Genomic DNA, 22029 nt, shown 5'->3' with positions numbered 1-22029 from the left:
TTGGCTACTTCATCGGAGGTGGAAACTGTCAACCAGCCTGGGATTCAAGACCGTCTCGCCTCCATTTCAGGGAGCACCTGCCTCAGCACATCAGCGCGATCGGAACCCACCAGCTCCGGTTCGGCAGTGCGCCGTCGCCATCGGAGTCCAGATCTTCGATTCGCGCTGCTGATCCCCGCCGTTGTCGTCGGCATGATCGAGGTCGGCAAGGCCCAAACGGTCCTGTGCCCCGATGGAACCGAGGCCGAGTTCTGCCTGCCACCCCCGGTCATACCTCCGGTCACACCCCCGGTCACACCTCCGGTCACCACGCCGGCCGCCGTGGCCCCGGCCCGCCCGCTGCGGGTTGATGTCGATCGGCTCGATGCCCGGGTGGTCCCGCTGGGGGCGGGCCTCGGCTGGCAGAACTTCAGCAGGGATCTGCTCGAGATCCTGCCCCAAAAGGTGCGAAGCACGTCCACCCTGGCGGTCCCTTTGCCGGAGGGTGAATCAGAGACGGATTTTCGTTTCAGCCTCAAGTCGGGCGGCTACTTCAGCGAACGGGATGGCTGGCGGCTGCGCCTGTTCGGCGGCGGCTTCGGTGGCCCGTTGAGCCAGGGCGCCTTTGGAGGCTCCACCTCCTTCAGTGGTGCTCAGACGGGCCTGCTGCTGAATTACGCCGTCGGCGATCTGGTGATCGGCGCCTTTGGACGATTCGGCAGCTTCTCAGCCGATGCTGGCTCCTTTGCTGCCGCCGGTGGCACGCCGTTCAGCGGCCGCTCTGCCCGTACGCAGCTGGGCGGAGGCGGTCTTCTGGTGCAGGTGTCCAAGCCCAGCTGGTTCGTCGGCCTGGCGGGCGGTGGCGATGGACTGCAGGCAGATCAGCCCTTCGCCATCAACAGCAGCAACGCCTTCGGGATCCGCAGCAGCACCCCTTCGGTGGGAGGCAGCGCCTTCAACCTGGCCACCCGTTTCGGCGGCAGGATCAGCCTGTCGGAGAGTCAGATCCTCGAGCCCAGCGCCCTGCTGACCCTGACAAGCCTCTCCCTGGGGGGTGTGACCGTGCCGGATCTGGCCACCAACCGCCTCTGGAATGTTCCGTCCTCCGGCAGCACGGTGGGCACGGCGGACATTGGCCTTACCTGGAGGGCGACGCTCAAGGACGGCCCCAATCTGATCACTCCCTCCCTGCGGCTGAGTTGGCTGGGGGCCGGTTTCCTGGGCAATGCCCCGTCCAACCGCGTGACCGACGGCTTCGGTCTGGCCACCAACCTCCCCACCGGTTCCCTGGTCCAGGGCAGTGGCCTGGGGCTGCAGGGAGGGCTGGCTTACACCCTCCGCGACAACACCACCTTCTATGTGCGTGGGGGGGCGGGCTTCTACGGCGGTGGCACCTCCTGGGATCTGGGAGGCGGCATCCAGTTGCGCTGGGGAGGTGCCCCCAGGAGCCAAGCGCGGATCACTGGAGGACCAGATGCTGGGAAGAGCGACCAGGCGAATTGACCTGAAGGCCGGCAACGCTCAGCTGGCTTCGGCCGCCAAGCCGTACGAGACGGAAACGGGCTTCGTGGCCGTGGTTGGCGCTTCACTGGCCTCGGTGCCGGCAAACAGGCCGTTAAGGATGCCAGCATCAAAGGAATAGCGGCCAGGACCCACCAGCAGCAGGGCGAGGCTGCCGCCCAGATAGAGCACCACCAGCTCGAGCACGTAGATGTTGAGCCCGCTGGTGAGGATGTGGTGGTAGGCCGCCACGGTCATCGTTCCGGTGAGGGCCAGTGCCCCCAGGGGCGACAGCAGGCCGAGGATCAGCAGCCAGCTGCCCAGGATCTCCGAGTAGCCCGCCACGTGGGCGAAGAACAGGGGGAAGGGCAGGTGCAGGGGCACCACGTAGTTGGTCGCAAACGCCTGGGGATCGGCCAGCTTGTCCTGGCCGTGGTGGATCATCATCGCGCCGATGGCCAGGCGCAGGATCAGCAGGCCGGTGTTGGCCAGGCGCCCTTCCCGCAGGAAATAGGACGACAGGCCGTGGCGCACGCTCGCGGCGATGGCAGAGCCCTGGGCAGGGGCGCTGTCTTCGAGGCTGATGGGCACGGCAGCGGCGGCCGTCGGGCGGTTGAGCGCCAGCATCCACAGGGCGATGAAGGCGGTGAAAAACCCCGCAAAAATCTCAAGCAGGAGCGTGGTGGTCATGACGGCGGGAGAATTATGAAGATTCTGCCGCGTTAGGTAACGGAACGTGAAGCGCCCTCCGGGGCCAGGCCCAGGTCCAGGCAGAGCTGGCCGTCGGCGACCCGTCGCCGCCGGGGACCACCTCCCTTGCCGGAGGGGGGCAGTCCCGAGCGCCGGGAGCCATGCCGTTCCTGGATCGCGTCGGCGGCGGCTCCGAAACCGGGCTGACGCCGCAGGCCCCAGAGCCGTTCCCGGGCCTCCCGGGCGGCGGCGGCCACATCCACGATCGGGGCGGGGTAGTCCAGCCCGATGCGGCAGCCGCACGCTTCCTGGGTGCCCGGATCCATCCGCCAGGGCTCATGGCGCCAGGCGGCGGGCACAGCCGCCAGTTCCGGCAACCAGCGTCCCAGAAACACGCCGTCCGGATCGTGGTCGCGGCCCTGCTTGATCGGGTTGTAGATCCGGATCGTGTTGATGCCCGTGGTGCCGCTCTGCATCTGGCACTGGCTCCAGTGGATGCCGGGCTCGTAGTCCACGAACTGTCGGGCCAGGTGCAGGCCGCTGTCGCGCCAGTCGATCCAGAGGTGATGGCTGGCGAAGGACAGCAGCATCGCCCGCATGCGGAAGTTGATCCAGCCGCTGTGGTGCAGGGCGCGCATGCAGGCATCCACGAACGGCACCCCGGTGCGTCCTGCACACCAGGCCGCCAGTCGTTCTGGATCGGTGCGGCGCAGCCCCCGGGTGGCGGGATGCAGCTCCTGGATTTCGATCGAGGGCTGGCGTTCCAGTTTCTGGATGAAATGGCAGTGCCAGTGCAGGCGCGAGAGGAAGGCGTCCAGCGCCCGGGGCCAGCCGGCGCTGGCGTGGGCCGGCAGCGTCGCCAGAGCGAGCCGACGGGCGCGGGCCTCCTGCACCACCTCCCCCATCGACAGGGTGCCCCAGGCCAGGTGGGGCGAGAGCCGCGAACAGGCTTCAAAGGCGGTCAGGGGACTGGAGAGTCTGTGGTGGTAGCCGCGACCCCGTTGGCGCAGGAACCCCTCCAGCAGTTCCCGTCCGGCCCGGCGGCCGCCCCGCTGCCGCCCGGGGCAGGGGTCCGTTGCCAACCCCAGATCAACGGCGGTGGGCAGGCTCCGCACGGCGATCCCGACCAGCGGGGGCAGGGCGGTGGGAGGGGCCAGCAGGGGTTCGGCCATGCGCTGCTCCCAGGCCCGGGCCCAGCCACGGCGATCCTTGAGGGCCCGGATCACGCCGAAGCTGGCGGATTCCTGCCAGGGGATGCCCCGATCCCTGGCCCAGGCCGCCACGCGGCGGTCCCGGTCGTAGGTCCAGAGGTTGCCCGTCTCCTGGTGGCTCCAGAGCCCGGCGATGCCATGGCGCCGATGGGCGGCCTCGAGCACGGCCACCACCTCGCCAACGCGGACCACCAGCGGCTGGCCCAGGTCGGCCAGTGCCTCTGCCAACTCCTGCAGCGCCTCCCGGCAGAAGCGCCACTGCCTGGCTGATGCGTCGGGGCGTTGCCACAGCTCCGGTTCCACGACGTGGAGGGGCAGCACCGGGCCGCGTCGCGCCGCCTCCACCAGGGGGCGGTGGTCGTGGAGGCGCAGATCGCGCTTGAACCAGACCACCTGCAGCGCCATCGATGCAGGCTAGGAAGTCCGCTCAGCGCTTCGGCAGGTCGCTGGGCCGCAGCACCACCACCACGACCCCCACCACCACCATCAGGGTCAGCACCGCCGCCCCGGCCAGGGGCAGCAACGTTTCCGTCTCCATGGGCGTCCCCGACGACTGAGCCTTCATCCTGCCCCTGGGCCCAGGCACACGGGCAAAAAAAAGGACGGGTCAGCGAACCCGTCCCCGAAGAACGTCTTAAGAATTGTAAAGGACTGACCCCCGCAGGCGCTTCATCGCCTTTTTCTGGCGCTTCGCCGCGGTCTCCGCCGCCAAGCGCCAGAATCTTTACGTTCCGTTACATCAGTCATGACGGTCGGCGAGCTCTACCTGGAATCCCTGGCCACTGGGATCATCACCCCCACCGAACTCACCTGGCTCACCCACGGGCAGGACCGTTTCTCCCGTCTGGAGGAGGCCACTGCCCTGAGGCTCGGTCGCCTGCTCGATCAGGGCGACATCCAGCTGGGCTGCCGCCTGGTGTCTGCCGATACCCCGTGCCCTGAGTCGCCCACCCCAGGGGTGCTGGAGGAATGGATCGAGCCCCTGGGTCGTCAACGGCATCGCTGACGACAGTCACAACGCTTCACGATCGTTTACACTCCCTTCAAGTTTCGCAAACAAACTCCTTCCATGACCGACTCCACCACCCGCTTCGGCTTCGTCGCTTTCGCTGAAACCTGGAACGGCCGTCTTGCCATGCTCGGTTTCGTGATCGGCCTCGGCACCGAAATCCTCACCGGCCAGGGCATCCTTGCCCAGATCGGCCTCGGCTGATTCACCGGAAGGTTCGCCTGCTTCAGCCCGGGTGGTTCTGCCATCCGGGCTTTGATGTCTGCAGCGTTCACCCCGACCCGCCATGGCGCACGCTCTTGTCTTTGTACTGGCCCCGGAAGGAGCCCTGCCCGGCGATGGCGCCGCCTGGGCCGATCTCCTGGCGGCACAGCGCCTTGGCGTCGGTAGTGGCATTGCCCTGCGCATGTTCCGCACAGCGACGCCACCCGAGCTGAGCCTCGATGAGCTGGTCGCTTCGGGTCAGGCCAACGTCAGTGGCGCCGATCCGTTCGAGCCCCTTCGCACCGATCCCTGCCAGGAGGATCCCATCCCCTCCGCGGAGGCGGGCCCGGTCCGCCGGCTGATCTGTGATGCCGTCGTGCCCCACCTGGAGCCCCGCTGCCTCTGGCTCGGCGCCTACGAGCTCAATGGTGAGGAGCTTCAGGGAAGCACCGGCCACCCGGTGGATCGCCTGGCCATCACGTCCATTCGCTGTCTCGACCAGTTTTCCCTGCGAGACGCCGACAACGAAACCTGCTGGTTCTATCCCACCGAAAACGGCGACTATCTCTGCTGGGAAAACCAGCGGTCCCTGGAGCTTTCGCCTGGATATCCCGCCGATCCGTGCATTCAGGAGCAGAGCATTCCCTATGAGCGCAGCGACCTGCGGCTTCTCTGGTCGCTGATGGCCGACGATCAGGCCTTGACCTGCGTTGGTCTGACCTACCAAACCCGCCGCATCGAATGGCCGGTGACCGCCAGTGATCCCGAGCCCTTTGCCACCTGGACCTCCTTTCGGGTCGACAGCATGGCGGATGACAATTACCGGGAAACGTCCAGCATCACGGTGTTCCCCGGCTGAGGGTCCCTTCAGCTGGCCTGTTCGTAGAGCTGCTCGAGCCGTTCGCGGCTGAGGTCCACATACAGCACGTCTTCGCCCGGGGCGGGGGCTTCGGGATGGGAGGGACGCTTGGCCGGCATGGTCGAAGCGCTGCGCAGATTCTGGGTCATCAGGGCAAAGGCGCCGCCAGCGATCACCGCGAAGCTGACCATGTAAACGATGGGGAACAGGGCTTCCAGCATGGATTTCTCGCTTTGACCCAGCCTAATGTAAAGATCTGTTAAACGTGGACGCTCGACCGGGCGTTGGCCCTCACGGATTCAGCCGTTCCTCCTGCCAGCCGTTGCTGGCGCGCCAGCAGCGGCGCCGGTGCGGGTGACCCTGCAGCTCCAGCAGTTCCACCTGCTGCAGCTGCACCCGCACCAGCTCGAAGTGCACCGGTCTCGGGGCGCCGTCATCGAGTTCCCGCGGGAATGGCGCGTCCGCCTGCAGCGGTTCCCCCGGCGCCGGCCAGCCCCAGAGGGCCCGGCCTCTGGGGGTGAGGGCCTGCCAGTGGCGATCCAGGGCCTGCCGTTCCTCCTCGCCCGCAAGCGGCAGCCGCCGGCCCCTGAGACGGAACTGGCAGCGGGCCTTCGGCAGCACCCAGCAAAGCTCCAGCGGTGCCTTCCCTTTCAGTTCACCGCTTTTGGCGCTGCGGCGGTCGGTGAGCAAATCCATGGCCGCTCCCCCGGCCCAGCAGCGGAACACCAGGGTCCGCACCCTCGGGGTGCCGTCCGCCGCCAGGCTGGCCAGCTGCAGCCAGCGGGCCTGGGGAGAAGAACGTCCCTGGCGCTCCAGCGCCCCGCGCAGCAGTGGGCGCCACGGCGGCAGGGAGTCTGAAGCGGCTGGCATGGCGTCGGGCATGGGGCGGGCCTAGGGCGCAGGCTTTTCGGCCACGACGGCAAAGAACGGATCTCCCTGTCCCCCCAGCCAGCCCTGGGGGCCCTCGGCCCGCGTCGACTCGGCGATCAGCTGCGGCGCCGGCCAGCCCTGGGCCTGCAGCACCCGGCTGATGTAGGCGAGGTGATCACGGTCGCTGCCGTCCGTCCAGACCTGGGGCGCCTTCTGGAAGAACATCCGGTTGGAGAAGGCCACGATCACCTGGCCGGCGGGGCGCACCACCCGCAGCAGTTCGGCCGCCACCGGTTCGGGCCGTTGCAGGTACTGCCAGCCCGCCACCATCAGCACCGCATCCACGCTGGCGTCCGCCAGGGGAAGCCGCTGGTCCTGGTTGAGGTTCTGCAGCCAGTGCCGATCCAGGCGGGGGTTCGCCGCCAGCTCGGCCCCGTTGAGGCCGTGGCCGATCACCTCTTCGTAGCGGATCTCCTCGGGCAGGTGACTCACCCAGCTGCTCATCAGGTCCAGCACCACCGCACAGGGGGGGATCCGCTCGCGATAGAGCGCCGTGAGCCGGCGGCGGAAGGCGCCGTCGAGGTGCTGGACGTAGCGCGGCTCGGCATAGAAGAGGGCGTCGTCGGTGCCGTCCAGCTTGCGCCGCTCCGCCTCGTTCAGCACCAGCACCGCCATGGCCCTCGGGAGTCCGTTCTCCTGCCATGGTGGCGAATCGCGGCGCCCAAGGCGGCGCTTTCCGCCATGCCCCCTGCCGTTCCACCCCCCTTCCTGGTGCTGGCCGCCGACGACCCCGAGCGTCTGGCCGTCTTCTACGGCGCCCTGCTGCAGACCACTCCCCTGGTGGGCGCCAGTGCCCGCCACTGGCGCTTGCAGGGGCCAGGCGAGGGGCGGCTGGAGATCTACGCCCCGTCCCGCCGGCGTCCCCGTCCCCGCGGCGAGGGCCGGCTGGCCCTCTGCTTCTCCCGCCCGGCGGGGCAGAACCCGCCCCTGCAGGTGCTCAACGACTGGCTCAAGACCGTCCTGCCCCTGGGGGCGGCGCTGGTGGAGCCGCCGCGGCAGGAACCCTTCGGCGCCGAGGCCTGGCTGGCCGATCCGGAGGGCAACCGGCTGCTGCTCCTGGTCAGCAACGCCTGAGCTGCAGTTGGCTGGCGTAGGGTCCGCGGCCATCGAGACAGGCGGCGCCGCACTGGGCGCCGAGGCTGATGGTGTCCTGGAGGCTCCAGCCGGCAGCCAGGGCCGTGGTGACACCAGCGGCAAAGCTGTCGCCGGCGCCGTAGGCATCCAGCACGGGGCCCTGGCGCGGTACGGCGGCATAGCGGCCACCGGGCTCCAGCACCCCGCCCCTTTCGGCCTCGGTGCCGATGTAGAGCGATGGTGCCGGCTCCAGATCCCCCGGCCGGTAGACCTCGCCGGGATCGGCGGCGCTGCCGATCAGGGCGTCGAGGCTCACGCCCGCCTGCCGCAGGGTCGCCAGCCGCACCCGTGGCGTGGCGGCCAGCACCCGGGCCCGCCGTGCCAGCCGCAGGCCAGCCGCATCGGTGGCCGTGACGAACACGCCGTCGGCCCCGGCCAGCCGCTGCCACGGCAGCCCATCGGCGGCGGTGGGCATCAGCCGCTCGCCGATCACCGTGATCGTGCGCTCGCCGCCGGTGTCGATGAAGGTGATCCCCCGCCGGGTCGGGGCCTCCCGCCAGGCGATGTGCAACTCCAGCCCCAGTGCCTCAAGTTCCGCGGCGGCCCGGCGCCCCATCCCGTCGTTGCCCAGCGCGGTGAAGAACGGAATGCGCTGCCCCGTGAGGCGGGCCATCTGCACCGCCACCACGGCACCACCGCCGGCGGGAAGCTCACAGAAATCGTTGGCGTGGAGGATCTCCCCGGCCGCCGGCAGGTGCTCAACGCCAATGAAGCTCACCATCTCCACATGGCCGACCACCGCCAGGGTCAGGGCTGGCAGGGGCGGCAGGGCGTCGAGGGGAAGGGGAAGGAGCGGCTCCATTCAGCTGGAGGCGGAGGTGTAGAAGCGCAGGGCGAACTGCCAGAACCAACGGCTCAGCGCCATGGAGCCAGCGGCCACGGCGCCGCCCGCCAGCAGCCAGGGGCCTGAGGCCCGACCCAGGATCGCCTCGGCGGGCACGGTGGTGAGGAAGGCCACTGGCACAACGAAGGTGAAGAAGGCCCGCAACCCGGCCGGGAAGGCACTCACCGGAAACCGGCCCGCCACCAGCACGCTGCGCAGCACCTCGGTGGCGTTCCAGATTTTCACGAACCAGATGCTGCTGGCCGCCAGCACGAACCAGAGGCTGTAGAGGATCAGAAGGCTGGCGACCAGCATCAGGGCCGCCGCCAGCAGGGTGGGGGGCGATGGTGTGGCGCCGGCCTTCCAGGCGGCGTAGCCGATCAGAGCGGCCCCCAGGGCGATGCCGGGCAGTCCCCAGGGGGAGAAGGTGCGGGCCGACAGCCAGAACTGACTGTCGATCGGTTTGAGCAGGACGAAATCGAGGCTGCCGGTGCGCACGTGGGCCACGATCGTGCTGAGGTTGGGCTGCAGCAGCGTGCTGGTGACCCCCTCCAGCAGGGTGTAGACCCCCAGCACCACCAGGGCCCCCTCCCAGCTCCAGCCCCCCAGCGACTGGCCGCGTCCATAGAAGAGCGACAGCACAAAGATGCTGCCGACCAGATTGCCGGCCGTGGCCACCAGCTCAATGACGAAGTTGGCCTTGTATTCCAGTTCCGCCGTCAGCGAGGCGATCCAGAAGATGCGCAGGGTGGAGAGGTACCTGCCCATCAGGCCCCCATGGCCGAATAGTGGCGCAGCCCCCGGCGCCACAGCAGCAGGTTGATCGGCAGCAGCAGGGCGGCCCAGGCGGCCATCGCCGCGAAGCTCTGCAGCACCGGCACGGTCTCACCGGCCAGGATCCTGGCGGGCACATCGACCATGTAGGGGAAGGGGGTCCAGAAGGCGAAGTTGCGCACCCCCTCGGGATAGAGCGCCAGGGGGGCCACCAACCCGGAGAGATAGAGGTAGGGGAGGTAGAGGAGCCGTTCCAGGGCGCTGGCCTTCTCGCTCCAGAAGCACACCATCGTCAGGGTGAACTGCATCAGGAAGCGCAGGGCGAAGGCGGCCAGGGTGGCCAGCATCGCCAGCAGCACCGACGCCAACGACGGCCACCAGAAGGCGGCGGGGTACAGAAGGAAGAACAGCCCCACCAGCATCGCCACGAACGGCAGCCGGGTGGCCTGCTCAGACAGGTGGGCGGCCACGTAGCGCCACACCAGGGGCAGGGGTTGAAGCAGGTAGGGCGAGAGGCGGCCGGTGAGGTTGTCCTCCTCGAAGGTGTACATCACCCACACGATCGTGAACTGACGCACCACGAAGGCCGACAGGAAGTAGCGGGCCAGCTGCAGGGAGCTCATCCCCAGCCCGCCGCCGGCATCGACGGCGCTCCACAGGCCCAGCATGATGAAGGGCAGTACCCCCGAGAGGGCCCAGAGCACGATCTCGGCCCGGTACTCGAGCATGTAGGCGTACTGGCTGGAGAGCAGCACCGCAGCGATACGGCGCGCATGGCCCAGCCGCTGAGCGAGGGGAGGCCTCATGCCAGGGCCCCCTCTCATGCCAGGGCCCCCCGGTGGAAGAGGCGGCCGATGATGTCCTCGATCGGTGGGTCAGACACGGAAAGATCGACCACGGCCAGGTCGGCCAGCAGCCGTCCCACCTGCTCGGTGAGCCGTTCCCTCGGGATCAGCAGCCGCACCTCCCGGCCCTCGATGGCCTCCACGTCGCCGTAGCTGGCGAAGACGTCGGCCCCCAGGGGCGCATGCAGCTCGAGGCGCACCTCGCGGCAGGGGGCCAGGCGCTGGGTGAGCGTCTCCAGGCTGCCGTCGTAGAAGAGGCGCCCCTCATGGATCAGCAGCACCCGGGGGCAGAGGGCGGTGATGTCGGCCATGTAATGGCTGGTGAGCAGCACGGTGGCGCCGAAGCGGCGGTTGTAATCGGCCAGAAAACTGCGCACCCGGGCCTGGGCGTTCACATCCAGCCCCAGGGTGGGTTCATCCAGGAACAGCACCGCCGGCCGGTGCAGCAGGGCCGCCAGGAGCTCCGCCTTCATCCGCTGGCCGAGGGAGAGCTTGCGCACCGGCCGGCGCAGCTCGTCTCCGAGTTCGAGCATGTCGGCCAGCTCGTCGATGCGACGCCGGCTTTCCGCTGGGGGGATGCCGTAGACGGCGGCGTTGACCCGCAGGGAATCCAGCGGCGGCAGATCCCAGATCAGCTGCTGCTTCTGGCCCATCACCAGGGTGATCTGGCCGAGGAAGGCCGCCTGGCGGCGATGGGGCACACAGCCGGCCACCTCCACCGTGCCGCTGGTGGGGTGGATCAGCCCCGTGAGCATCTTGAGGGTGGTGGTCTTGCCGGCGCCGTTGGCCCCGAGAAAGCCGACGAATTCGCCGGGCTCGATGGCGAAACTCACGTCCTGAACCGCCGCGATCAGGCGCTCGCGGCGGTTCACGAAGTGACGCAGGGTGCCGGCCAGTCCGGGTTGCTTGTCGGCCACCCGGTAGGTCTTGCCGAGGCCCTGCGCGCGGACGATGGCCATGCGGACGGGCTTGGGGTGGAATCCAGCCTATCGAGGGTGGTGCTTCCAGGAGGTGTTCAGGAGGCTTCCGGGCACCAGCCACCGCCGACCTGGAGCGGCTCGATCCAGCGGGGACAGCGCTGGGTGAGGTGGTCACCGTGGCAGATCAGGGCCTGATGCCACTGGCAGCTGAGCAGGGGGAGGCTGTCGGCGTCGGCGTGGTGACGAAACCAGTGGCAGGTGAGGCAGACCTGACGGCTGCGGCTGGGCAGCAGACGCTCCGGTCCCAGATAGGGCCAGGAGGTGAGAGCCAGGGGGGCTTGCGGGGTGACGGACATGGCCAGGCGTGCAGTACAACTGTACTAACACTTTCTGGGCTGGGTCGCCACGGATTCCCTGCCGGGGGTCCACAATCGAGCTTGGGGTAGCGCGCCGTTTCTTTTGCCTTCTCCATGCTGATCCGGCTCGGTTGCGAACTGACCCTCTCCTGCTGGGCCCCGACGCCGGTACTGGCCCTGGTCCATCCCCATGGCAGCCGCCTGGAGGATCGGCGCGGCCCGGAGCGGTTGTGGCTGAGCCCGGATCGCATCGCCGAGGTCCTCACCGATGCCGATGGCAACCGTGCCTGCCGCTTCATGGCCTCTGCCGGCAGCACCACGCTGAAGTTTGAAGTGGTGGTGGCCGATGATGGCCATCCTGACCCGGTGGCTGCGGACGTGGGGGAGTGCCCGGTGGCGGCGCTGCCGATCGTGACCTACCCCTACCTCAACCCCAGCCGCTACTGCGATACCGATCGGCTGGCCCAGGTTGCCTGGGGGCGTTTCGGCGGTGTCCGGCCGGGCTGGTCGCGGGTGCAGGCCATCTGCGACTGGGTGCATGAGCAGCTCCGCTTCGACTACGGCGCCGCCCGCAGCGACAAGACCGCCCACGACGCCCTGCGGGAGGGGCGCGGCGTCTGTCGGGATTTCGCCCACCTGGCCATCAGCCTCTGCCGTTGCCTCAACATCCCGGCGCGCTACTGCACCGGCTACCTGGGTTACACGGGCGTGGCAGCCCGGCCTGATCCGATCGACTACTCCGCCTGGTTCGAGGCGTTCCTCGAAGATCGCTGGTATGTCTTTGATGCCCGCTACAACACGCCGCGCATCGGTCGTGTGCTGATCGCCCGGGGCAGGGACGCGGCGGACGTGCCCTTCCTGCGCTCCTTCGGCGATCACCAACTCACCGGTTTCCGGGTCATCACCGAGGTGATGGCCCCCTCCGAGAGCGCCCCCCACTGAGGTCCGGAGCGACCAGCGCCGGCCTCCGCATCGGCCTGCGGCGGTGTGGAAGTGTGGAGAAATCCTGCGCTGGGCCTGCCCGACTGGCGCAGGGGGCAGAATCCCGGCAGTTCCGGCACCGTCCGGCCTACGGAGCCCATCGGTACCCCCCTCCCTGGGATGGGGTTCAGAACCAACGTCCAGGTGGGCCTTTCGAACGGATACACGCGGTCTGAACAATGGGTTTACGAATTGATGAAGCCACGTTTCTGGAGAGAGCCATTTCCAGATTCGGCACACGATACGACTATTCCAAGATGATCTATAAGAGTTTTCGCACTCCCATCAAGATTCGTTGCGTTGAGCATCCTGTCCGGGAGGTCGTGATCACGCCTGAGCGCCATCTGCAGACCACCGGCGGTTGTAAGTACTGCCTGCGCAATTACCGCAACCAGACCCTTGAGCGGGTGCTCAGACTGGACTGTGAACCCTCGGTGCTTCCTGTGCCACCGCTGGCCAGGACCCCCCAGGAGCCACCCGTGGCCGGCCAGATCAGTAAAGCTGTGTAAGGGATCTGGCCGCAGGCCTAAGGCCACTTTTGATCTTCGGTATCTTTCCGGGTCGTTCTCCCCGAAGCCCTTCATGGCCCTTCCCCTGCTCGCCGCCCGACCCTCGAGCCTCAATGCCAGGGTGCCGAGTTTCGCCATCGCCAGTGAGGAATCTCCCCGCCAGGCCGTTGCCACGCTGGAGACCGGCAAGACCGGTGGGGCTCGCCTCGGTCTGGATGTTCAGATCGAGCAGGCTTACCGCCAGATCTTCTTTCATGCCTTCAAGGTGGATCGCGAAGTGGTGCTGGAATCCCAGCTCCGTAGCGGACAGATCACCATGAGGGATTTCATCCGCGGATTGTTGCTTTCCAGGCGATTCCGTGAAGGCTTTTATGACTGCAACAGCAACTATCGGCTGGTGGAGCAGCTGATCGGCAGGGTTCTGGGCCGCCCTGTCTATGGCGAGCAGGAACGTATCCGCTATTCCATCCTGGTTGCCCAGCATGGGCTCGTCACCTTGGTGGATGCCCTGCTCGACTCGGCGGAGTATCTGGAGACTTTTGGTTACGACACTGTGCCCTACCAACGCTCTCGGGTGCTGCCGGGTCGGGCCCAGGGTGAGCGCCCCTTCAACCAGCAAGCTCCCCGCTATGACGGCCGCTGGCGCGATGTGATCGCCACCAGGGCGCCCCGTGGCACCAGCCCCTGGTCGCCGGGCACCCCCCGCGCCGCCTGGCTCGGGGAGCAGCCCTCACCACTGGCGCGCCAGATCTGGCAGGGCTTGGTCACCGCCGGCGGCTTTGCGATCACGGGCTTGGTGCTGTGGACGGCGGCGGCGATGCTGAGCACCGCAGCGCAGTGATCGGCGGTCCCTGGGGGCCTCGGTCCCCAGGGACTTTCCCAATCCCTGTAGGGGTTATCCGCTTGTTGCTCGCTGTGATGACGGACACGAAATCGTGCTTTCCTTGATCACAGGTGGTCTCAGCGTCAGCGTCGGTGCCACCATGCATTAGGATTTGTAAAGATTTATTGACCTCCGGAGCCTTCCTGTCATGTTCACGCTCGAAAAAGCGTCCCAGATCTTTCCGGACACCCTTTCCGCCGATGTGGTGCCCGCCCTCACCGCTCGGTTCGCTCTGCTGAGCGCGGAGGATCAGCTGGCGCTGATCTGGTTCGCCTACCTCGAGATGGGCAAGACCATCACCATCGCAGCGCCCGGGGCGGCCCGCATGCAGTTCGCCGAGCCGGTGCTCAACCGGATCAAGGCCATGACCTTCGCCGAGCAGAGCCAGGTGATGGTGGATCTGGCCAACAGGGCCGACACCGACATCTGCCGCACCTATGCCATCTGGTCGGTCAACATCAAACTGGGGTTCTGGTATCGCCTGGGCGAGTGGATGGAGGAAGGCCTTGTCGCCCCCATCCCCGAGGGTTATCAGCTCTCTGCCAACGCCGCTTCGGTGCTGTCCTCGCTGAAGGGCATTGATGCCGGTCAGCAGATCACGGTGCTGCGCAACTTCGTCGTCGACATGGGCTTCGACCCCAGCAAGGTGGACGGGACGGAGCGCATCGCTGAGCCGATCGTGCTGCCCACGGCCCCCGAGCAGCGCACCAAGGTGACGATCGCGGGAATCGACAATGCCACGATCCTCTCCTACATGGATCTGCTCAACGCCAACGATTTCGACCAGCTGATCAAGCTGTTCCTTCCCGACGGCGCCCTGCAGCCCCCCTTCCAGCGGCCGATTGTCGGCACCGATGCCGTGCTGCGCTTCTTCCGCGAAGATTGCCAGAACCTCAAGCTGCTTCCCGAAAGTGGCGTGAGTGAGCCCTCCGATGGCGGCTTCACCCAGATCAAGGTCACCGGAAAGGTTCAGACCCCCTGGTTCGGCGCCGGCGTCGGCATGAATGTGGCCTGGCGTTTCCTGCTGGATCCCGAGAACCGGATCTACTTCGTGGCGATCGACCTGCTGGCGTCCCCGGCCGAGTTGCTCAAATTCGCACGCTGACAGGATCCTCCCTCCAGCCTGGCCCGATGACGGACAAGGCGAGCGTCTGTGCTGTTTCCCCTGCCCCCCTGGGCAGGGGTTTTTGGCTTGGGATGGCGATCTTCTTGGGCTGGTTGGTCAGTCTCATCACCCTGCTGCTGGCCCATCCAGCCCAGTGGCCAGCGCCGGCCATCCTGCTGGCTGTCGCAGGACGGACGTTCCTGCAGACCGGCCTGTTCATCCTGGGCCACGACGCCATGCACCGCATCCTGGTGCCTGGGCGCCCTGCCCTCAACGACGGACTCGGTCGCCTGGCCCTGGTGCTTTACGCCGGCTTGCCCTATGGGCCCTGTCGCCGCCAGCATCTGCGCCATCACCGCTCACCTGGCAGCCTCAGGGATCCCGATTTCCGTTTCGCCAGTGGCGATGGTGCCCTGCGCTGGTATGTGCGATTCATGGGCAACTATCTCTCCTGGAAGCAGTTGGCCCTGCTCCTGATCACCTGGATCACCGCAGCAGCACTGCTACTGGAGCTGGATCCCCAACGGGCGATGAATGTGGTCGCATTCTGGGTGCTGCCGCTGGTGCTGAGCTCGTTTCAACTGTTCCTCTTCGGTACCTATCTTCCCCATCGCAGCCAAGGATCAGGACCTCTTCCTGCCGGCAGCCATGCCGTGCGAAGTCTGGGGTACTCCCACCTTCTCTCCCTGCTGGCTTGTTATCACTTCGGCTACCACTGGGAGCACCATGCCTACCCGGCCGTGCCCTGGTTCCGGCTGCCGGAGTTGCGGCGGCGCGTTTCTCTTGATCACGGCCCTGGGAACAGCTCGCGGCGGCTCGAGCCTGCGCGTTAAGGTCAAAAAACAGATGTTGGGTCCGATGGTGACAGCGGTGCTGGAGTGGACGGATCAGGAACAGGACATAGCCCGGTGCGCCTTTGACAAGGCCCACTCCCGAGCCGTCCTCGGCATCATCAGGGCCGCCCAGGCCCACGCCAGTCGCATGGACACCGTCGAGGAATGCTGGAAACTTCATGATTTCCTCAGCATTCAACGCCACGAAATTGAAGGTCGCTTCGATTTCCGTCTAGCAGGACTCTTGTTCGTCTTTGCCAGCCTGGTAAAAGACGGCTTGCTCCAGGTGGAAGAACTGGACGGGCTGGATAAGGACAAGCTCAACAAGATTGTGGCCATGTCCCGCATGTGAGTCCATCCGAACGTACGCACGGCTTCGCCATGGTCGTTGCCGCGATCCGTCCTGGCATTGATGGACCCAAGGGTGCTGATCTCCGTACCAGGATCGGACTGGGTTGATCGGCTCGTTTTGGTCCTGAACTGGCTGGCGTCGCTCTCCCCCTGACCAGGCTTGCTGTAAAGATTGTTTGTTGATACCTCGGCTGCATGCGGGGCTGGGATGGCTTCCGCGACGTTGCACCTCTCGGACAGGCAAGCTGCAGATGGGCAGCGCTGCTGCGGCAATCGCCCTGCCGGCCCTTGCCGCTCCCCGTCCACGGGGCGTTCTGGGACCGCAGGGGCTGTAAGGTAGGGAAGATTCCAAGATTTCTCTCCAGCGAGCTCATCACTTTCTAAAAGGGCTGTCGAAGGATCGGTTCATAGTTTTTTTCAGGTTCATGACCATTTACATCGGAAATCTTTCCTTCGACGCCGAAGTGGAAGACGTCAAAAATCTGTTTGCCCAGTACGGCGAACTGCGCCAGTGCACCCTTCCCCTTGATCGCGACACCGGCCGCAAAAGGGGCTTCGCCTTCGTTGAGATGACCAACGACGCCGACGAAACCAAGGCCATCGATGATCTTCAGGACGTCGAGTGGATGGGTCGCAGCATCCGCGTCAACAAAGCTGAGCCCCGCACCGGTGGCGGCGGCGGCGGCGGTGGTCGCTCCGGCGGCGGTGGCGGCTACGGCGGTGGTGGCGGCGGCTATGGCGGCGGTGGCGGCGGCCGCAGCCGTTACTGAGTCATCGGCTCTTTCTTCTCTGGCCGTCCCGGTTTTCCGGGGCGGTTTTTTCATGGTCATCCGCGCCCCGGGCGGGCAGGTCCTTGTTGGGAGTCCGGCACGGATCGAAAGACACTCTGCTGCTGGAGCGACTTGCCGGGGGTGGGGAGCAGATTGGTGGCATGAGTGAACCCAGCCCTCGAGGCCGCTACCGGGTCCGACCCGCCGACCAGAACGAGACCACCGTTCCCAACGAGGTTCACGGCCCCCTCTTCGACCACCGTGACGAAGCCGAACGCTATGCCCAGAACCTGGCCCTGACGCACCAGGCACCGGTGATCGTTGAGAAGCTGGCCCCGGCGGGGTGCTGGCTTCAGCTCGAGACCATCGGCTGAGCCATTCCCTCCAGCTCGTCGCGGCTGGAGGCGGCCTGCAGCCGGATCAGGTAGGCCAGGCTGGAGCCCACGCCGGTTCCCCGATAACGTCCGCTCACCGGCGCCGCCAGATGGTGATCCGGTGCAGCGGCCAGCACCACATGGCCATCGGCCACCGCCAGACCGAGGCTGGGATCGAAACCCCTCCAGCCCCCCCCTGGCAGGTACACCTCCGCCCAGGCGTGCAGCTCATGCTCGCTCACCTCAGGGGGATGGTGCATCGAGTAGCCGCTGACGAAGCGCGCCGCCAGGCCCTGGCTGCGGCAGGCCGCGATGTACAGCACGGCCGTGTCCCGGCAGGCTCCAGTCAGCGTCGCGAGGGTCTCCGCCGCTGAGGTGGGTTCCCCCTCCAGCCGGCCCACATGGTGGAAGCCGTGGTGGATCTCATCGGCAAGGGCGCCGAGGAACGCGGTGGCCGATCCCTCGACCTTGTCGGCGATGGCCTGGGCCCAGGCACGGACGGCCGGATCGATCTGGCCATGCCGGCAGCCCGCCAGGGAGCAGGCCTCCGCCTCCGGGTAGTCCACCGGCAGGTGTTGGGCCTCCTTGTGGGTAATGATCCAGTCGTAGGGATTGCTGCGCAGGGTCTCCAGCAGCATGTCCACCTCGATCGTCAGCTGGTCCCGCTCCTGCTGGAACCAGGCCACCATGGCGTCGGTGCCATCCGGTTCCAGCACACGGGTGAGGCCAGCGGCGGGATCCACCAGTCGCAGATGGTGCTCCAGGATCCTCTGGCTGCCGTCCTGACGGGGGGTCAGCCGCAGGGTCATGGGCTCCAGGAAAACGGGCCGGTCGTAGCTGTAGCTGAGCCGGTGGTGGATGCGGAAGAACATGTCTCAGCCCAGGGCCTCGCGCAGGGCATCCTGCAGGTCGTCATCGATCATGTAGGTGTGCAACGGCTCGCTGTCCAGGTCTTCGACGAGGGGAAAGAAGCGGACGGAGAACCAGGCCTCGAAGAGTTCGAGGCTGCGGGGCTGGGGCCAGCGGCTGCGGTCGCGGCACCACAGCTCGAGCTCGGCGGCGAAGATCTGGCCGTAGCTGTCCAGCAGCCGGTCCTGGGCTTCCACCTCGCTGTCGTAGGTGGGGATCAGATAGAGGCTGTGGTCGTCCCCCAGACCCTCCATGTCCTCCCGGGTCCAGAAGGGCCGGGTCCAGTCCACCATCGGCTGCCGCGGCGCCACCGCGATCGCGCAGCGGTTGAGAACGGCCATCGATGGTTTGTCTGTGGCTGGTTCAACGCTAGCGAGGCAGGGGAGAGGGAGCATGGAAGTAACCATGGATCCGAGCCTGCGGAGCGCACGTTGATGGACTGGATCCGCACCTGCCAGTCGCTGATCAGTTTGGTTTTGGCCTCAACAAGATTGTGGCCGCCATCAGTAGTCAGGCTGGCGCGGTGGGCGATGCGGGCCATGGGTACGCCTGGTGTCGATGGCGTTTATGCGGAACGGCACGGTAGCGATGGCATCGGCCTCGCTCGATCGCCATGGCCACGGCCGTGAGCCTCAGCTTGATTGGCTCCGTTGCCCTGGCGATGCTGGCCAATGGGGGTCTGGCGCTCTGAGCCTTCGCAACTCCTCCCTTCCCTTCCCCTGACCTCCATGGCCCAGGCCTCTGCCGCACTCGTCAGCCTCACCCTGTTCACGATCATGTTCGCCCTCGGCCTGGGGTTGCAACTGGAGGCGATCGCGCAGTTGCGGCATCGGCCCGCCCTGGTGATCCGGGTGCTGATCGGCTCCTGTGTGCTGGTGCCCCTGGTGGCGCTGGTGCTGCTGAAGCTGCCGGTGAGCTTCGCCCTCTCCCCGCCGGCCCGCTTCGGCATCGCCCTGATGGCGGCCTGTCCAAGCGCCCCGCTCACCCTGCGCAAGGCCGGCAAGACGGGGGGCGATCGCCAGCTGGCGGCGCTGCTGCAGGCCAGCGCGGCCGTGGCCGCAATCGTTTCCATTCCCCTGCTGGCCGATCTGTTCCGGGCCTCGTTCGGCATTGATGGCTGGGACATCGCCCCCCGGGACGTGGCCCTGCAGGTGGGCAAGGCCCAGGTGCTGCCGCTGCTGGCCGGCTTGCTGTTTAGGCGCTGGAAGCCCGAATGGGTGGCGCGGTTGGAGGGGCCGCTCGACAAGCTCGCCAACGGCCTGCTTCTGCTGCTGATCGTGCTCGTGCTGATCAAGGCCGGCCCTTTGCTGCTGCCGTTCGTGGCCTCCAACGGGCTGGCCCTGGGCTTCATGGCGGTGATGGTGGCCGCGGCCCTGGCCATCGGCTACCTCTTGGCTGGCCCGGAGCCTCGCGAGCGCACCACCGTGGCCCTGGTCATGTCGATGCGGAACCCGGGCCTGGCCCTGTTGTTCGCCACCACCTACGGCGCCGGGATGCCCGGCCTGAAGCTGGCCGTGCTGGCCTACCTGCTGGTCACCGTGCTGCTTTCGATTCCCTTCCTGCGCTGGCGCAGAGCCCCGCTGCGAACGGCTTGAGCCTTCAACCGGCGCCGGGCGGAGTGGGGGTCGGGGTGCCGAAGGACTCGGAAGGCCAGGGGGGCACCGTGCTGCCGTTGCCGTCACGCATGGCGTGGTAGCCGGGAGAGAGGATCTCGACGCCAGCGCCGGCGAACTGATCCTGGATGGCCCCTAGCAGCTCGGAGAGGGTGCTGCGGTAGGTGTCCACATCCTCCACGTAGGCGTTGAGCTCGTAGCTGATGTGGAAGTCGTTCAGTGAGGTCTGGAGCACGAACGGGGGCCTCTCCCGGCTGATGCCTGCGGTGGCGCCGGCCGCATCCAGCATCAGCCGGTGAACCTGTCGCCAGGGCACGTCGTAGCCGATGGTGACGGTGGTGGCGATCACCACCGGCTCGGCGATCTCCCGGCGGGACAGGCTGTAGTTGACGATCGAGGACCCGAGCACGGTGGCGTTGGGGATGCTCACCACCTCGTTGCGGGGGGTGCGCAGGCGGGTCACCAGCAGGGCGCAGTCATGGACGACGCCGACGGTGTCGTTGATGCTGACCCGGTCGCCCTCCTGGAAGGCCCGGGTGTAGGTGAGCATCAGCCCGCCGATCAGGTTGGCGGCCACGGCACTTGAGCCCAGGGCCGCCAGCACCCCCACGAACAGGCCGGCGCCCTGGAAGGCCTTGCTGTTGGCTCCGGGGATGTAGGGGTAGGCCGCCACCACGCCGAGCAGCAGGATGCCGATTCCCACCAGCCGGGCCGTGGGCCGGGCCCATTCGGGATAGAACCAGCGCAGGCGGAGGTTGCCCATCTCCACCGCCCGGAACCAGGCGTTGCTGGCCCGCATCAGCAGCACGCTGAGGCCCAGGATCACCGCCACCGAGATCAGGTCGGGAATGGCCGTGGCCATGGCCTGGGCCCCGCCCACCACCAGGCCGGTGATCTGGGCCCGCAGGGTTTCGGAGAGGCCCTGGGTGGGGGGGAACAGCCCCAGGAACAGGGGGATGGAGAGGTAACTGACCAGCAGCAGCACGGACCCGTGCACGATCCGGCGCAGGGGATCAAGGAGGCTGCGCTCCTGATCCGCGGTGAGCCACTGGTTGCCCCCCACCTGCAGTCCCCGGATCCGGCGGTTGGCGGGGTCCTTGATCCAGCGCTCCAGGTGCCGGTTGAGGGCCATCTGTCCCCGCAGCCACAGGATGTAGAAGCCAAGGGCGAGCAGGGCCAGGGCGGCGCCCCGCAGCCAGTCCGAACGCCGGTGGGTCTGGCGGTAGCGCACGATCGCGGCGCGGATCTGCTCCAGGTAGCGCTGGGCCAGCTGCTGACGGCTGAGTTGAAAGCGGGCCGCGTTGCGGTCGTCAACAGAGATCCTGGGCTCGAAGGCGCCGCCCCGCATCAGGCCGATGGTGGTGTAGGGCGGGTCCTCCTGCACAACGATCTGCCCTGGCTCGATTGAGTAGTTGGCGGCCAGCTCGGCCAGCCGCTGGCTGCCCCGCTGCGCCATCTGGGCCGGGGTCTGGGCGCCGACGCCGGCGCGGATCTCCAGCACCCGTCGGCCATCCAGTTCGATGAAGGCCGGCTGCGGAGCGTTCTGGGCAGCGGCAGAGGCCTCGGGTGGGGCGGCACCCGCCCGGACCAGGGGGGGCGACGCCAGCAGCTGGGCCGCCAGCAGAGCGGCCAGCAGGGGCAAGATGACGCGCGCCCATCGGGGGCGTGGGCGAAGCTCCCATGGCTCGGAGTGACCCACGATGCTTCGTCACGACGGTCAACGGACACTATCTTCCCGTTCCTGCCTGGGTTCGCATCGCCTGGAGCCCCGCGCAGCCAAGGCGGCGCCGTGATCCGGACCAACGCCGCTGATTACAACGTTTTGCAAGATGCTCAGCGTCATCGAGAGTCTCGATGGTCACGCTGGATTTGACGCCACCGGTCCTCCGGGAGCCCCGTTGATTCCTTTCCCCATGCCCCAGCGCTGGATCAGCCTTCGCCCCTGTGGCCGCCCTGCTGGCGGCAGTCGTCACCGTCTGGCCGTAGGCGGTGCCGGGATCCTGGCCGGCCTGACGGCCGCGGCCCTGCTGGCCCCCCAGCCCGCTCCTGCGGCCCAGGTGCTCTACACCCTTTCCACCCAGTGCTCGCTCCAGGGGGCGGCTCCGGTCCCCTGCAAGGTGGAAGCGGTGGACGTGGGAGGGGCCACGCTCTACCGACACCTCATCGGCAACGTCACCGAAACGGTCCGCATCACCGCCGAGCCGGTGACCATGGCGATCTGGGCGAACGACACCAAGAAATGGCGCCCGCTGAGAGGAGCTTCCGCCCGGTTCTCCACCAACACGGTCTGCTTCAACGGCAAGGACCTGTGTGTGGTCAACCCCAATTACCTCAACAGTGTCCGGGAGGATCGCGCCAATACCCGCCTTCAGGGACGCGATCTGGTGATGGTCCATTTCGGCCAGGACGGTCGGGTGGATGCCAGTTGCTACGACGACGCCTGCGCGCTGCTCCTGAAATGAAGATC

28 protein-coding genes are annotated in these 22029 nt (G+C 67.3%); 15 read left to right on the top strand and 13 right to left on the bottom strand.

All coding sequences use genetic code 11. The features are described from left to right. The first annotated feature begins 192 nt into the window (after positions 1-192). A complete protein-coding gene (locus tag KUG43_RS13495; RefSeq protein WP_216909865.1) occupies positions 193-1482 on the top strand; it encodes a hypothetical protein in 1290 nt (429 codons plus the stop codon). 18 nt (positions 1483-1500) lie between these two features. Here KUG43_RS13495 and KUG43_RS13490 read toward each other — a convergent pair whose 3' ends face one another. Both KUG43_RS13490 and KUG43_RS13485 read right to left on the bottom strand, forming a co-directional pair. Further along, a complete protein-coding gene (locus KUG43_RS13490) occupies positions 1501-2169 on the bottom strand; it encodes a DoxX family protein (protein ID WP_216909864.1) in 669 nt (222 codons plus the stop codon). Positions 2170-2201: 32 nt separating this feature from the next. Continuing rightward, entirely contained in the window at positions 2202-3785 is a 1584-nt protein-coding gene (locus tag KUG43_RS13485) for a cryptochrome/deoxyribodipyrimidine photo-lyase family protein (protein WP_216909863.1), read from the bottom strand. A 340-nt stretch (positions 3786-4125) separates the two neighbouring features. Here KUG43_RS13485 and KUG43_RS13480 point away from each other — a divergent pair, with 340 nt between their 5' ends. The 3 genes from KUG43_RS13480 to KUG43_RS13470 all read left to right on the top strand — a co-directional run bounded on the left by KUG43_RS13480 (position 4126) and on the right by KUG43_RS13470 (position 5452). Further along, on the top strand, positions 4126-4386 hold the full coding sequence (locus KUG43_RS13480) for a PM-15 family protein (protein ID WP_216909861.1): 261 nt from the start codon (positions 4126-4128) through the stop codon (positions 4384-4386). A gap of 63 nt (positions 4387-4449) precedes the next feature. After that, positions 4450-4593: a CAB/ELIP/HLIP family chlorophyll-binding protein gene (locus tag KUG43_RS13475; RefSeq protein WP_216909860.1), complete on the top strand. Its 144-nt coding sequence runs from the start codon at positions 4450-4452 to the stop codon at positions 4591-4593. An 82-nt stretch (positions 4594-4675) separates the two neighbouring features. Then, positions 4676-5452 (top strand): hypothetical protein, encoded by a 777-nt coding sequence (locus KUG43_RS13470; protein ID WP_216909858.1) that lies wholly within the window; start codon positions 4676-4678, stop codon positions 5450-5452. Between the two features lie 8 nt (positions 5453-5460). Here KUG43_RS13470 and KUG43_RS13465 read toward each other — a convergent pair whose 3' ends face one another. The 3 genes from KUG43_RS13465 to KUG43_RS13455 form a co-directional block, all read right to left on the bottom strand. Beyond that, positions 5461-5673, bottom strand: coding sequence for a hypothetical protein (locus tag KUG43_RS13465; protein WP_216909856.1), 213 nt, complete (start codon positions 5671-5673; stop codon positions 5461-5463). 70 nt (positions 5674-5743) lie between these two features. Next, on the bottom strand, positions 5744-6334 hold the full coding sequence (locus tag KUG43_RS13460) for a pyridoxamine 5'-phosphate oxidase (RefSeq protein ID WP_216909854.1): 591 nt from the start codon (positions 6332-6334) through the stop codon (positions 5744-5746). A gap of 9 nt (positions 6335-6343) precedes the next feature. Further along, positions 6344-6997 (bottom strand): methyltransferase domain-containing protein, encoded by a 654-nt coding sequence (locus KUG43_RS13455; RefSeq protein WP_216909852.1) that lies wholly within the window; start codon positions 6995-6997, stop codon positions 6344-6346. 66 nt (positions 6998-7063) lie between these two features. On the opposite strand from KUG43_RS13455, the gene KUG43_RS13450 reads away from it, so the two are divergent. After that, positions 7064-7456, top strand: a complete 393-nt coding sequence (locus KUG43_RS13450) for a VOC family protein (protein WP_216909851.1) — start codon at positions 7064-7066, stop codon at positions 7454-7456. Here KUG43_RS13450 and KUG43_RS13445 read toward each other — a convergent pair. Genes KUG43_RS13445 through KUG43_RS13425 form a run of 5 tightly spaced genes read right to left on the bottom strand, consistent with a single transcriptional unit; the run spans position 7443 to position 11234 of the window. After that, on the bottom strand, positions 7443-8318 hold the full coding sequence (locus KUG43_RS13445) for a PfkB family carbohydrate kinase (RefSeq protein WP_216909850.1): 876 nt from the start codon (positions 8316-8318) through the stop codon (positions 7443-7445). The genes KUG43_RS13450 and KUG43_RS13445 overlap by 14 nt on opposite strands. Beyond that, the gene (locus KUG43_RS13440; RefSeq protein WP_216909849.1) at positions 8319-9107 is read right to left on the bottom strand and encodes an ABC transporter permease; all 789 of its coding nucleotides are present in this window, start codon (positions 9105-9107) and stop codon (positions 8319-8321) included. It abuts the gene before it with no gap. After that, on the bottom strand, positions 9107-9919 hold the full coding sequence (locus KUG43_RS13435; RefSeq protein ID WP_216909848.1) for an ABC transporter permease: 813 nt from the start codon (positions 9917-9919) through the stop codon (positions 9107-9109). Before KUG43_RS13435 ends, KUG43_RS13440 begins: the two co-directional genes overlap by 1 nt. Before the next feature lie 14 nt (positions 9920-9933). Continuing rightward, positions 9934-10917, bottom strand: coding sequence for an ABC transporter ATP-binding protein (locus KUG43_RS13430; RefSeq protein ID WP_286194779.1), 984 nt, complete (start codon positions 10915-10917; stop codon positions 9934-9936). 56 nt (positions 10918-10973) lie between these two features. Continuing rightward, positions 10974-11234 carry a galactose oxidase gene (locus tag KUG43_RS13425; protein WP_216909847.1) on the bottom strand — a complete coding sequence of 87 codons (261 nt, stop codon included), beginning with the start codon at positions 11232-11234 and terminating at the stop codon, positions 10974-10976. A gap of 114 nt (positions 11235-11348) precedes the next feature. On the opposite strand from KUG43_RS13425, the gene KUG43_RS13420 reads away from it, so the two are divergent. The 8 genes from KUG43_RS13420 to KUG43_RS13385 all read left to right on the top strand — a co-directional run bounded on the left by KUG43_RS13420 (position 11349) and on the right by KUG43_RS13385 (position 17040). After that, positions 11349-12176, top strand: coding sequence for a transglutaminase-like domain-containing protein (locus tag KUG43_RS13420; RefSeq protein ID WP_216909846.1), 828 nt, complete (start codon positions 11349-11351; stop codon positions 12174-12176). 218 nt (positions 12177-12394) lie between these two features. Further along, a complete protein-coding gene (locus tag KUG43_RS17505) occupies positions 12395-12724 on the top strand; it encodes a DUF723 domain-containing protein (RefSeq protein WP_216909845.1) in 330 nt (109 codons plus the stop codon). Positions 12725-12797: 73 nt separating this feature from the next. After that, positions 12798-13565, top strand: coding sequence for a phycobilisome rod-core linker polypeptide (locus KUG43_RS13410; protein ID WP_216909844.1), 768 nt, complete (start codon positions 12798-12800; stop codon positions 13563-13565). 190 nt (positions 13566-13755) lie between these two features. Then, the gene (locus KUG43_RS13405) at positions 13756-14712 is read left to right on the top strand and encodes an orange carotenoid-binding protein (RefSeq protein ID WP_216909842.1); all 957 of its coding nucleotides are present in this window, start codon (positions 13756-13758) and stop codon (positions 14710-14712) included. Positions 14713-14804: 92 nt separating this feature from the next. Then, positions 14805-15545, top strand: coding sequence for a fatty acid desaturase (locus KUG43_RS13400; protein WP_216909841.1), 741 nt, complete (start codon positions 14805-14807; stop codon positions 15543-15545). Continuing rightward, the gene (frp, locus tag KUG43_RS13395) at positions 15496-15897 is read left to right on the top strand and encodes a fluorescence recovery protein (RefSeq protein ID WP_286194777.1); all 402 of its coding nucleotides are present in this window, start codon (positions 15496-15498) and stop codon (positions 15895-15897) included. The genes KUG43_RS13400 and frp overlap by 50 nt, the downstream gene beginning before the upstream one ends. A gap of 424 nt (positions 15898-16321) precedes the next feature. Then, complete coding sequence (rbp, locus tag KUG43_RS13390; protein ID WP_216909840.1) at positions 16322-16666, top strand: RNA-binding regulator; 345 nt, start codon at positions 16322-16324, stop codon at positions 16664-16666. A 161-nt stretch (positions 16667-16827) separates the two neighbouring features. Then, positions 16828-17040 carry a hypothetical protein gene (locus KUG43_RS13385; RefSeq protein WP_216909839.1) on the top strand — a complete coding sequence of 71 codons (213 nt, stop codon included), beginning with the start codon at positions 16828-16830 and terminating at the stop codon, positions 17038-17040. On the opposite strand, the gene KUG43_RS13380 is transcribed toward KUG43_RS13385, so the two are convergent. Beyond that, positions 17019-17912 carry a transglutaminase family protein gene (locus tag KUG43_RS13380; RefSeq protein ID WP_216909838.1) on the bottom strand — a complete coding sequence of 298 codons (894 nt, stop codon included), beginning with the start codon at positions 17910-17912 and terminating at the stop codon, positions 17019-17021. The genes KUG43_RS13385 and KUG43_RS13380 overlap by 22 nt on opposite strands. 3 nt (positions 17913-17915) lie before the next feature. Next, complete coding sequence (locus tag KUG43_RS13375; RefSeq protein WP_216909837.1) at positions 17916-18290, bottom strand: hypothetical protein; 375 nt, start codon at positions 18288-18290, stop codon at positions 17916-17918. 387 nt (positions 18291-18677) lie between these two features. Here KUG43_RS13375 and KUG43_RS13370 point away from each other — a divergent pair, with 387 nt between their 5' ends. Beyond that, positions 18678-19544, top strand: coding sequence for a bile acid:sodium symporter family protein (locus KUG43_RS13370; protein WP_216909836.1), 867 nt, complete (start codon positions 18678-18680; stop codon positions 19542-19544). Positions 19545-19548: 4 nt separating this feature from the next. Here KUG43_RS13370 and KUG43_RS13365 read toward each other — a convergent pair whose 3' ends face one another. Then, positions 19549-21204, bottom strand: a complete 1656-nt coding sequence (locus KUG43_RS13365; protein ID WP_216909835.1) for a mechanosensitive ion channel family protein — start codon at positions 21202-21204, stop codon at positions 19549-19551. A 271-nt stretch (positions 21205-21475) separates the two neighbouring features. Between KUG43_RS13365 and KUG43_RS13360 the strand changes: the two genes are divergently transcribed. Next, positions 21476-22024, top strand: a complete 549-nt coding sequence (locus KUG43_RS13360) for a hypothetical protein (protein WP_216909833.1) — start codon at positions 21476-21478, stop codon at positions 22022-22024. Positions 22025-22029: the final 5 nt, after the last annotated feature.

The sequence above is a fragment of the Synechococcus sp. CCY 0621 genome, from assembly GCF_019038465.1.
Taxonomy (GTDB): Bacteria; Cyanobacteriota; Cyanobacteriia; order PCC-6307; family Cyanobiaceae; genus Cyanobium.
This window is presented reverse-complemented; position numbering and strand designations above follow the sequence as displayed.

What these genes read in the sequence shown, in the direction of transcription:
- KUG43_RS13495 (WP_216909865.1), top strand. Translation starts at nt 193, where the DNA reads ATGATCGAGGTCGGCAAGGCCCAAACGGTCCTGTGCCCCGATGGAACC.
- KUG43_RS13490 (WP_216909864.1), bottom strand. Translation starts at nt 2,169, where the DNA reads ATGACCACCACGCTCCTGCTTGAGATTTTTGCGGGGTTTTTCACCGCC.
- KUG43_RS13485 (WP_216909863.1), bottom strand. Translation starts at nt 3,785, where the DNA reads ATGGCGCTGCAGGTGGTCTGGTTCAAGCGCGATCTGCGCCTCCACGAC.
- KUG43_RS13480 (WP_216909861.1), top strand. Translation starts at nt 4,126, where the DNA reads ATGACGGTCGGCGAGCTCTACCTGGAATCCCTGGCCACTGGGATCATC.
- KUG43_RS13475 (WP_216909860.1), top strand. Translation starts at nt 4,450, where the DNA reads ATGACCGACTCCACCACCCGCTTCGGCTTCGTCGCTTTCGCTGAAACC.
- KUG43_RS13470 (WP_216909858.1), top strand. Translation starts at nt 4,676, where the DNA reads ATGGCGCACGCTCTTGTCTTTGTACTGGCCCCGGAAGGAGCCCTGCCC.
- KUG43_RS13465 (WP_216909856.1), bottom strand. Translation starts at nt 5,673, where the DNA reads ATGCTGGAAGCCCTGTTCCCCATCGTTTACATGGTCAGCTTCGCGGTG.
- KUG43_RS13460 (WP_216909854.1), bottom strand. Translation starts at nt 6,334, where the DNA reads ATGCCCGACGCCATGCCAGCCGCTTCAGACTCCCTGCCGCCGTGGCGC.
- KUG43_RS13455 (WP_216909852.1), bottom strand. Translation starts at nt 6,997, where the DNA reads ATGGCGGTGCTGGTGCTGAACGAGGCGGAGCGGCGCAAGCTGGACGGC.
- KUG43_RS13450 (WP_216909851.1), top strand. Translation starts at nt 7,064, where the DNA reads ATGCCCCCTGCCGTTCCACCCCCCTTCCTGGTGCTGGCCGCCGACGAC.
- KUG43_RS13445 (WP_216909850.1), bottom strand. Translation starts at nt 8,318, where the DNA reads ATGGAGCCGCTCCTTCCCCTTCCCCTCGACGCCCTGCCGCCCCTGCCA.
- KUG43_RS13440 (WP_216909849.1), bottom strand. Translation starts at nt 9,107, where the DNA reads ATGGGCAGGTACCTCTCCACCCTGCGCATCTTCTGGATCGCCTCGCTG.
- KUG43_RS13435 (WP_216909848.1), bottom strand. Translation starts at nt 9,919, where the DNA reads ATGAGGCCTCCCCTCGCTCAGCGGCTGGGCCATGCGCGCCGTATCGCT.
- KUG43_RS13430 (WP_286194779.1), bottom strand. Translation starts at nt 10,917, where the DNA reads ATGGCCATCGTCCGCGCGCAGGGCCTCGGCAAGACCTACCGGGTGGCC.
- KUG43_RS13425 (WP_216909847.1), bottom strand. Translation starts at nt 11,234, where the DNA reads ATGTCCGTCACCCCGCAAGCCCCCCTGGCTCTCACCTCCTGGCCCTAT.
- KUG43_RS13420 (WP_216909846.1), top strand. Translation starts at nt 11,349, where the DNA reads ATGCTGATCCGGCTCGGTTGCGAACTGACCCTCTCCTGCTGGGCCCCG.
- KUG43_RS17505 (WP_216909845.1), top strand. Translation starts at nt 12,395, where the DNA reads ATGGGTTTACGAATTGATGAAGCCACGTTTCTGGAGAGAGCCATTTCC.
- KUG43_RS13410 (WP_216909844.1), top strand. Translation starts at nt 12,798, where the DNA reads ATGGCCCTTCCCCTGCTCGCCGCCCGACCCTCGAGCCTCAATGCCAGG.
- KUG43_RS13405 (WP_216909842.1), top strand. Translation starts at nt 13,756, where the DNA reads ATGTTCACGCTCGAAAAAGCGTCCCAGATCTTTCCGGACACCCTTTCC.
- KUG43_RS13400 (WP_216909841.1), top strand. Translation starts at nt 14,805, where the DNA reads ATGGCGATCTTCTTGGGCTGGTTGGTCAGTCTCATCACCCTGCTGCTG.
- rbp (WP_216909840.1), top strand. Translation starts at nt 16,322, where the DNA reads ATGACCATTTACATCGGAAATCTTTCCTTCGACGCCGAAGTGGAAGAC.
- KUG43_RS13385 (WP_216909839.1), top strand. Translation starts at nt 16,828, where the DNA reads ATGAGTGAACCCAGCCCTCGAGGCCGCTACCGGGTCCGACCCGCCGAC.
- KUG43_RS13380 (WP_216909838.1), bottom strand. Translation starts at nt 17,912, where the DNA reads ATGTTCTTCCGCATCCACCACCGGCTCAGCTACAGCTACGACCGGCCC.
- KUG43_RS13375 (WP_216909837.1), bottom strand. Translation starts at nt 18,290, where the DNA reads ATGGCCGTTCTCAACCGCTGCGCGATCGCGGTGGCGCCGCGGCAGCCG.
- KUG43_RS13370 (WP_216909836.1), top strand. Translation starts at nt 18,678, where the DNA reads ATGGCCCAGGCCTCTGCCGCACTCGTCAGCCTCACCCTGTTCACGATC.
- KUG43_RS13360 (WP_216909833.1), top strand. Translation starts at nt 21,476, where the DNA reads ATGCCCCAGCGCTGGATCAGCCTTCGCCCCTGTGGCCGCCCTGCTGGC.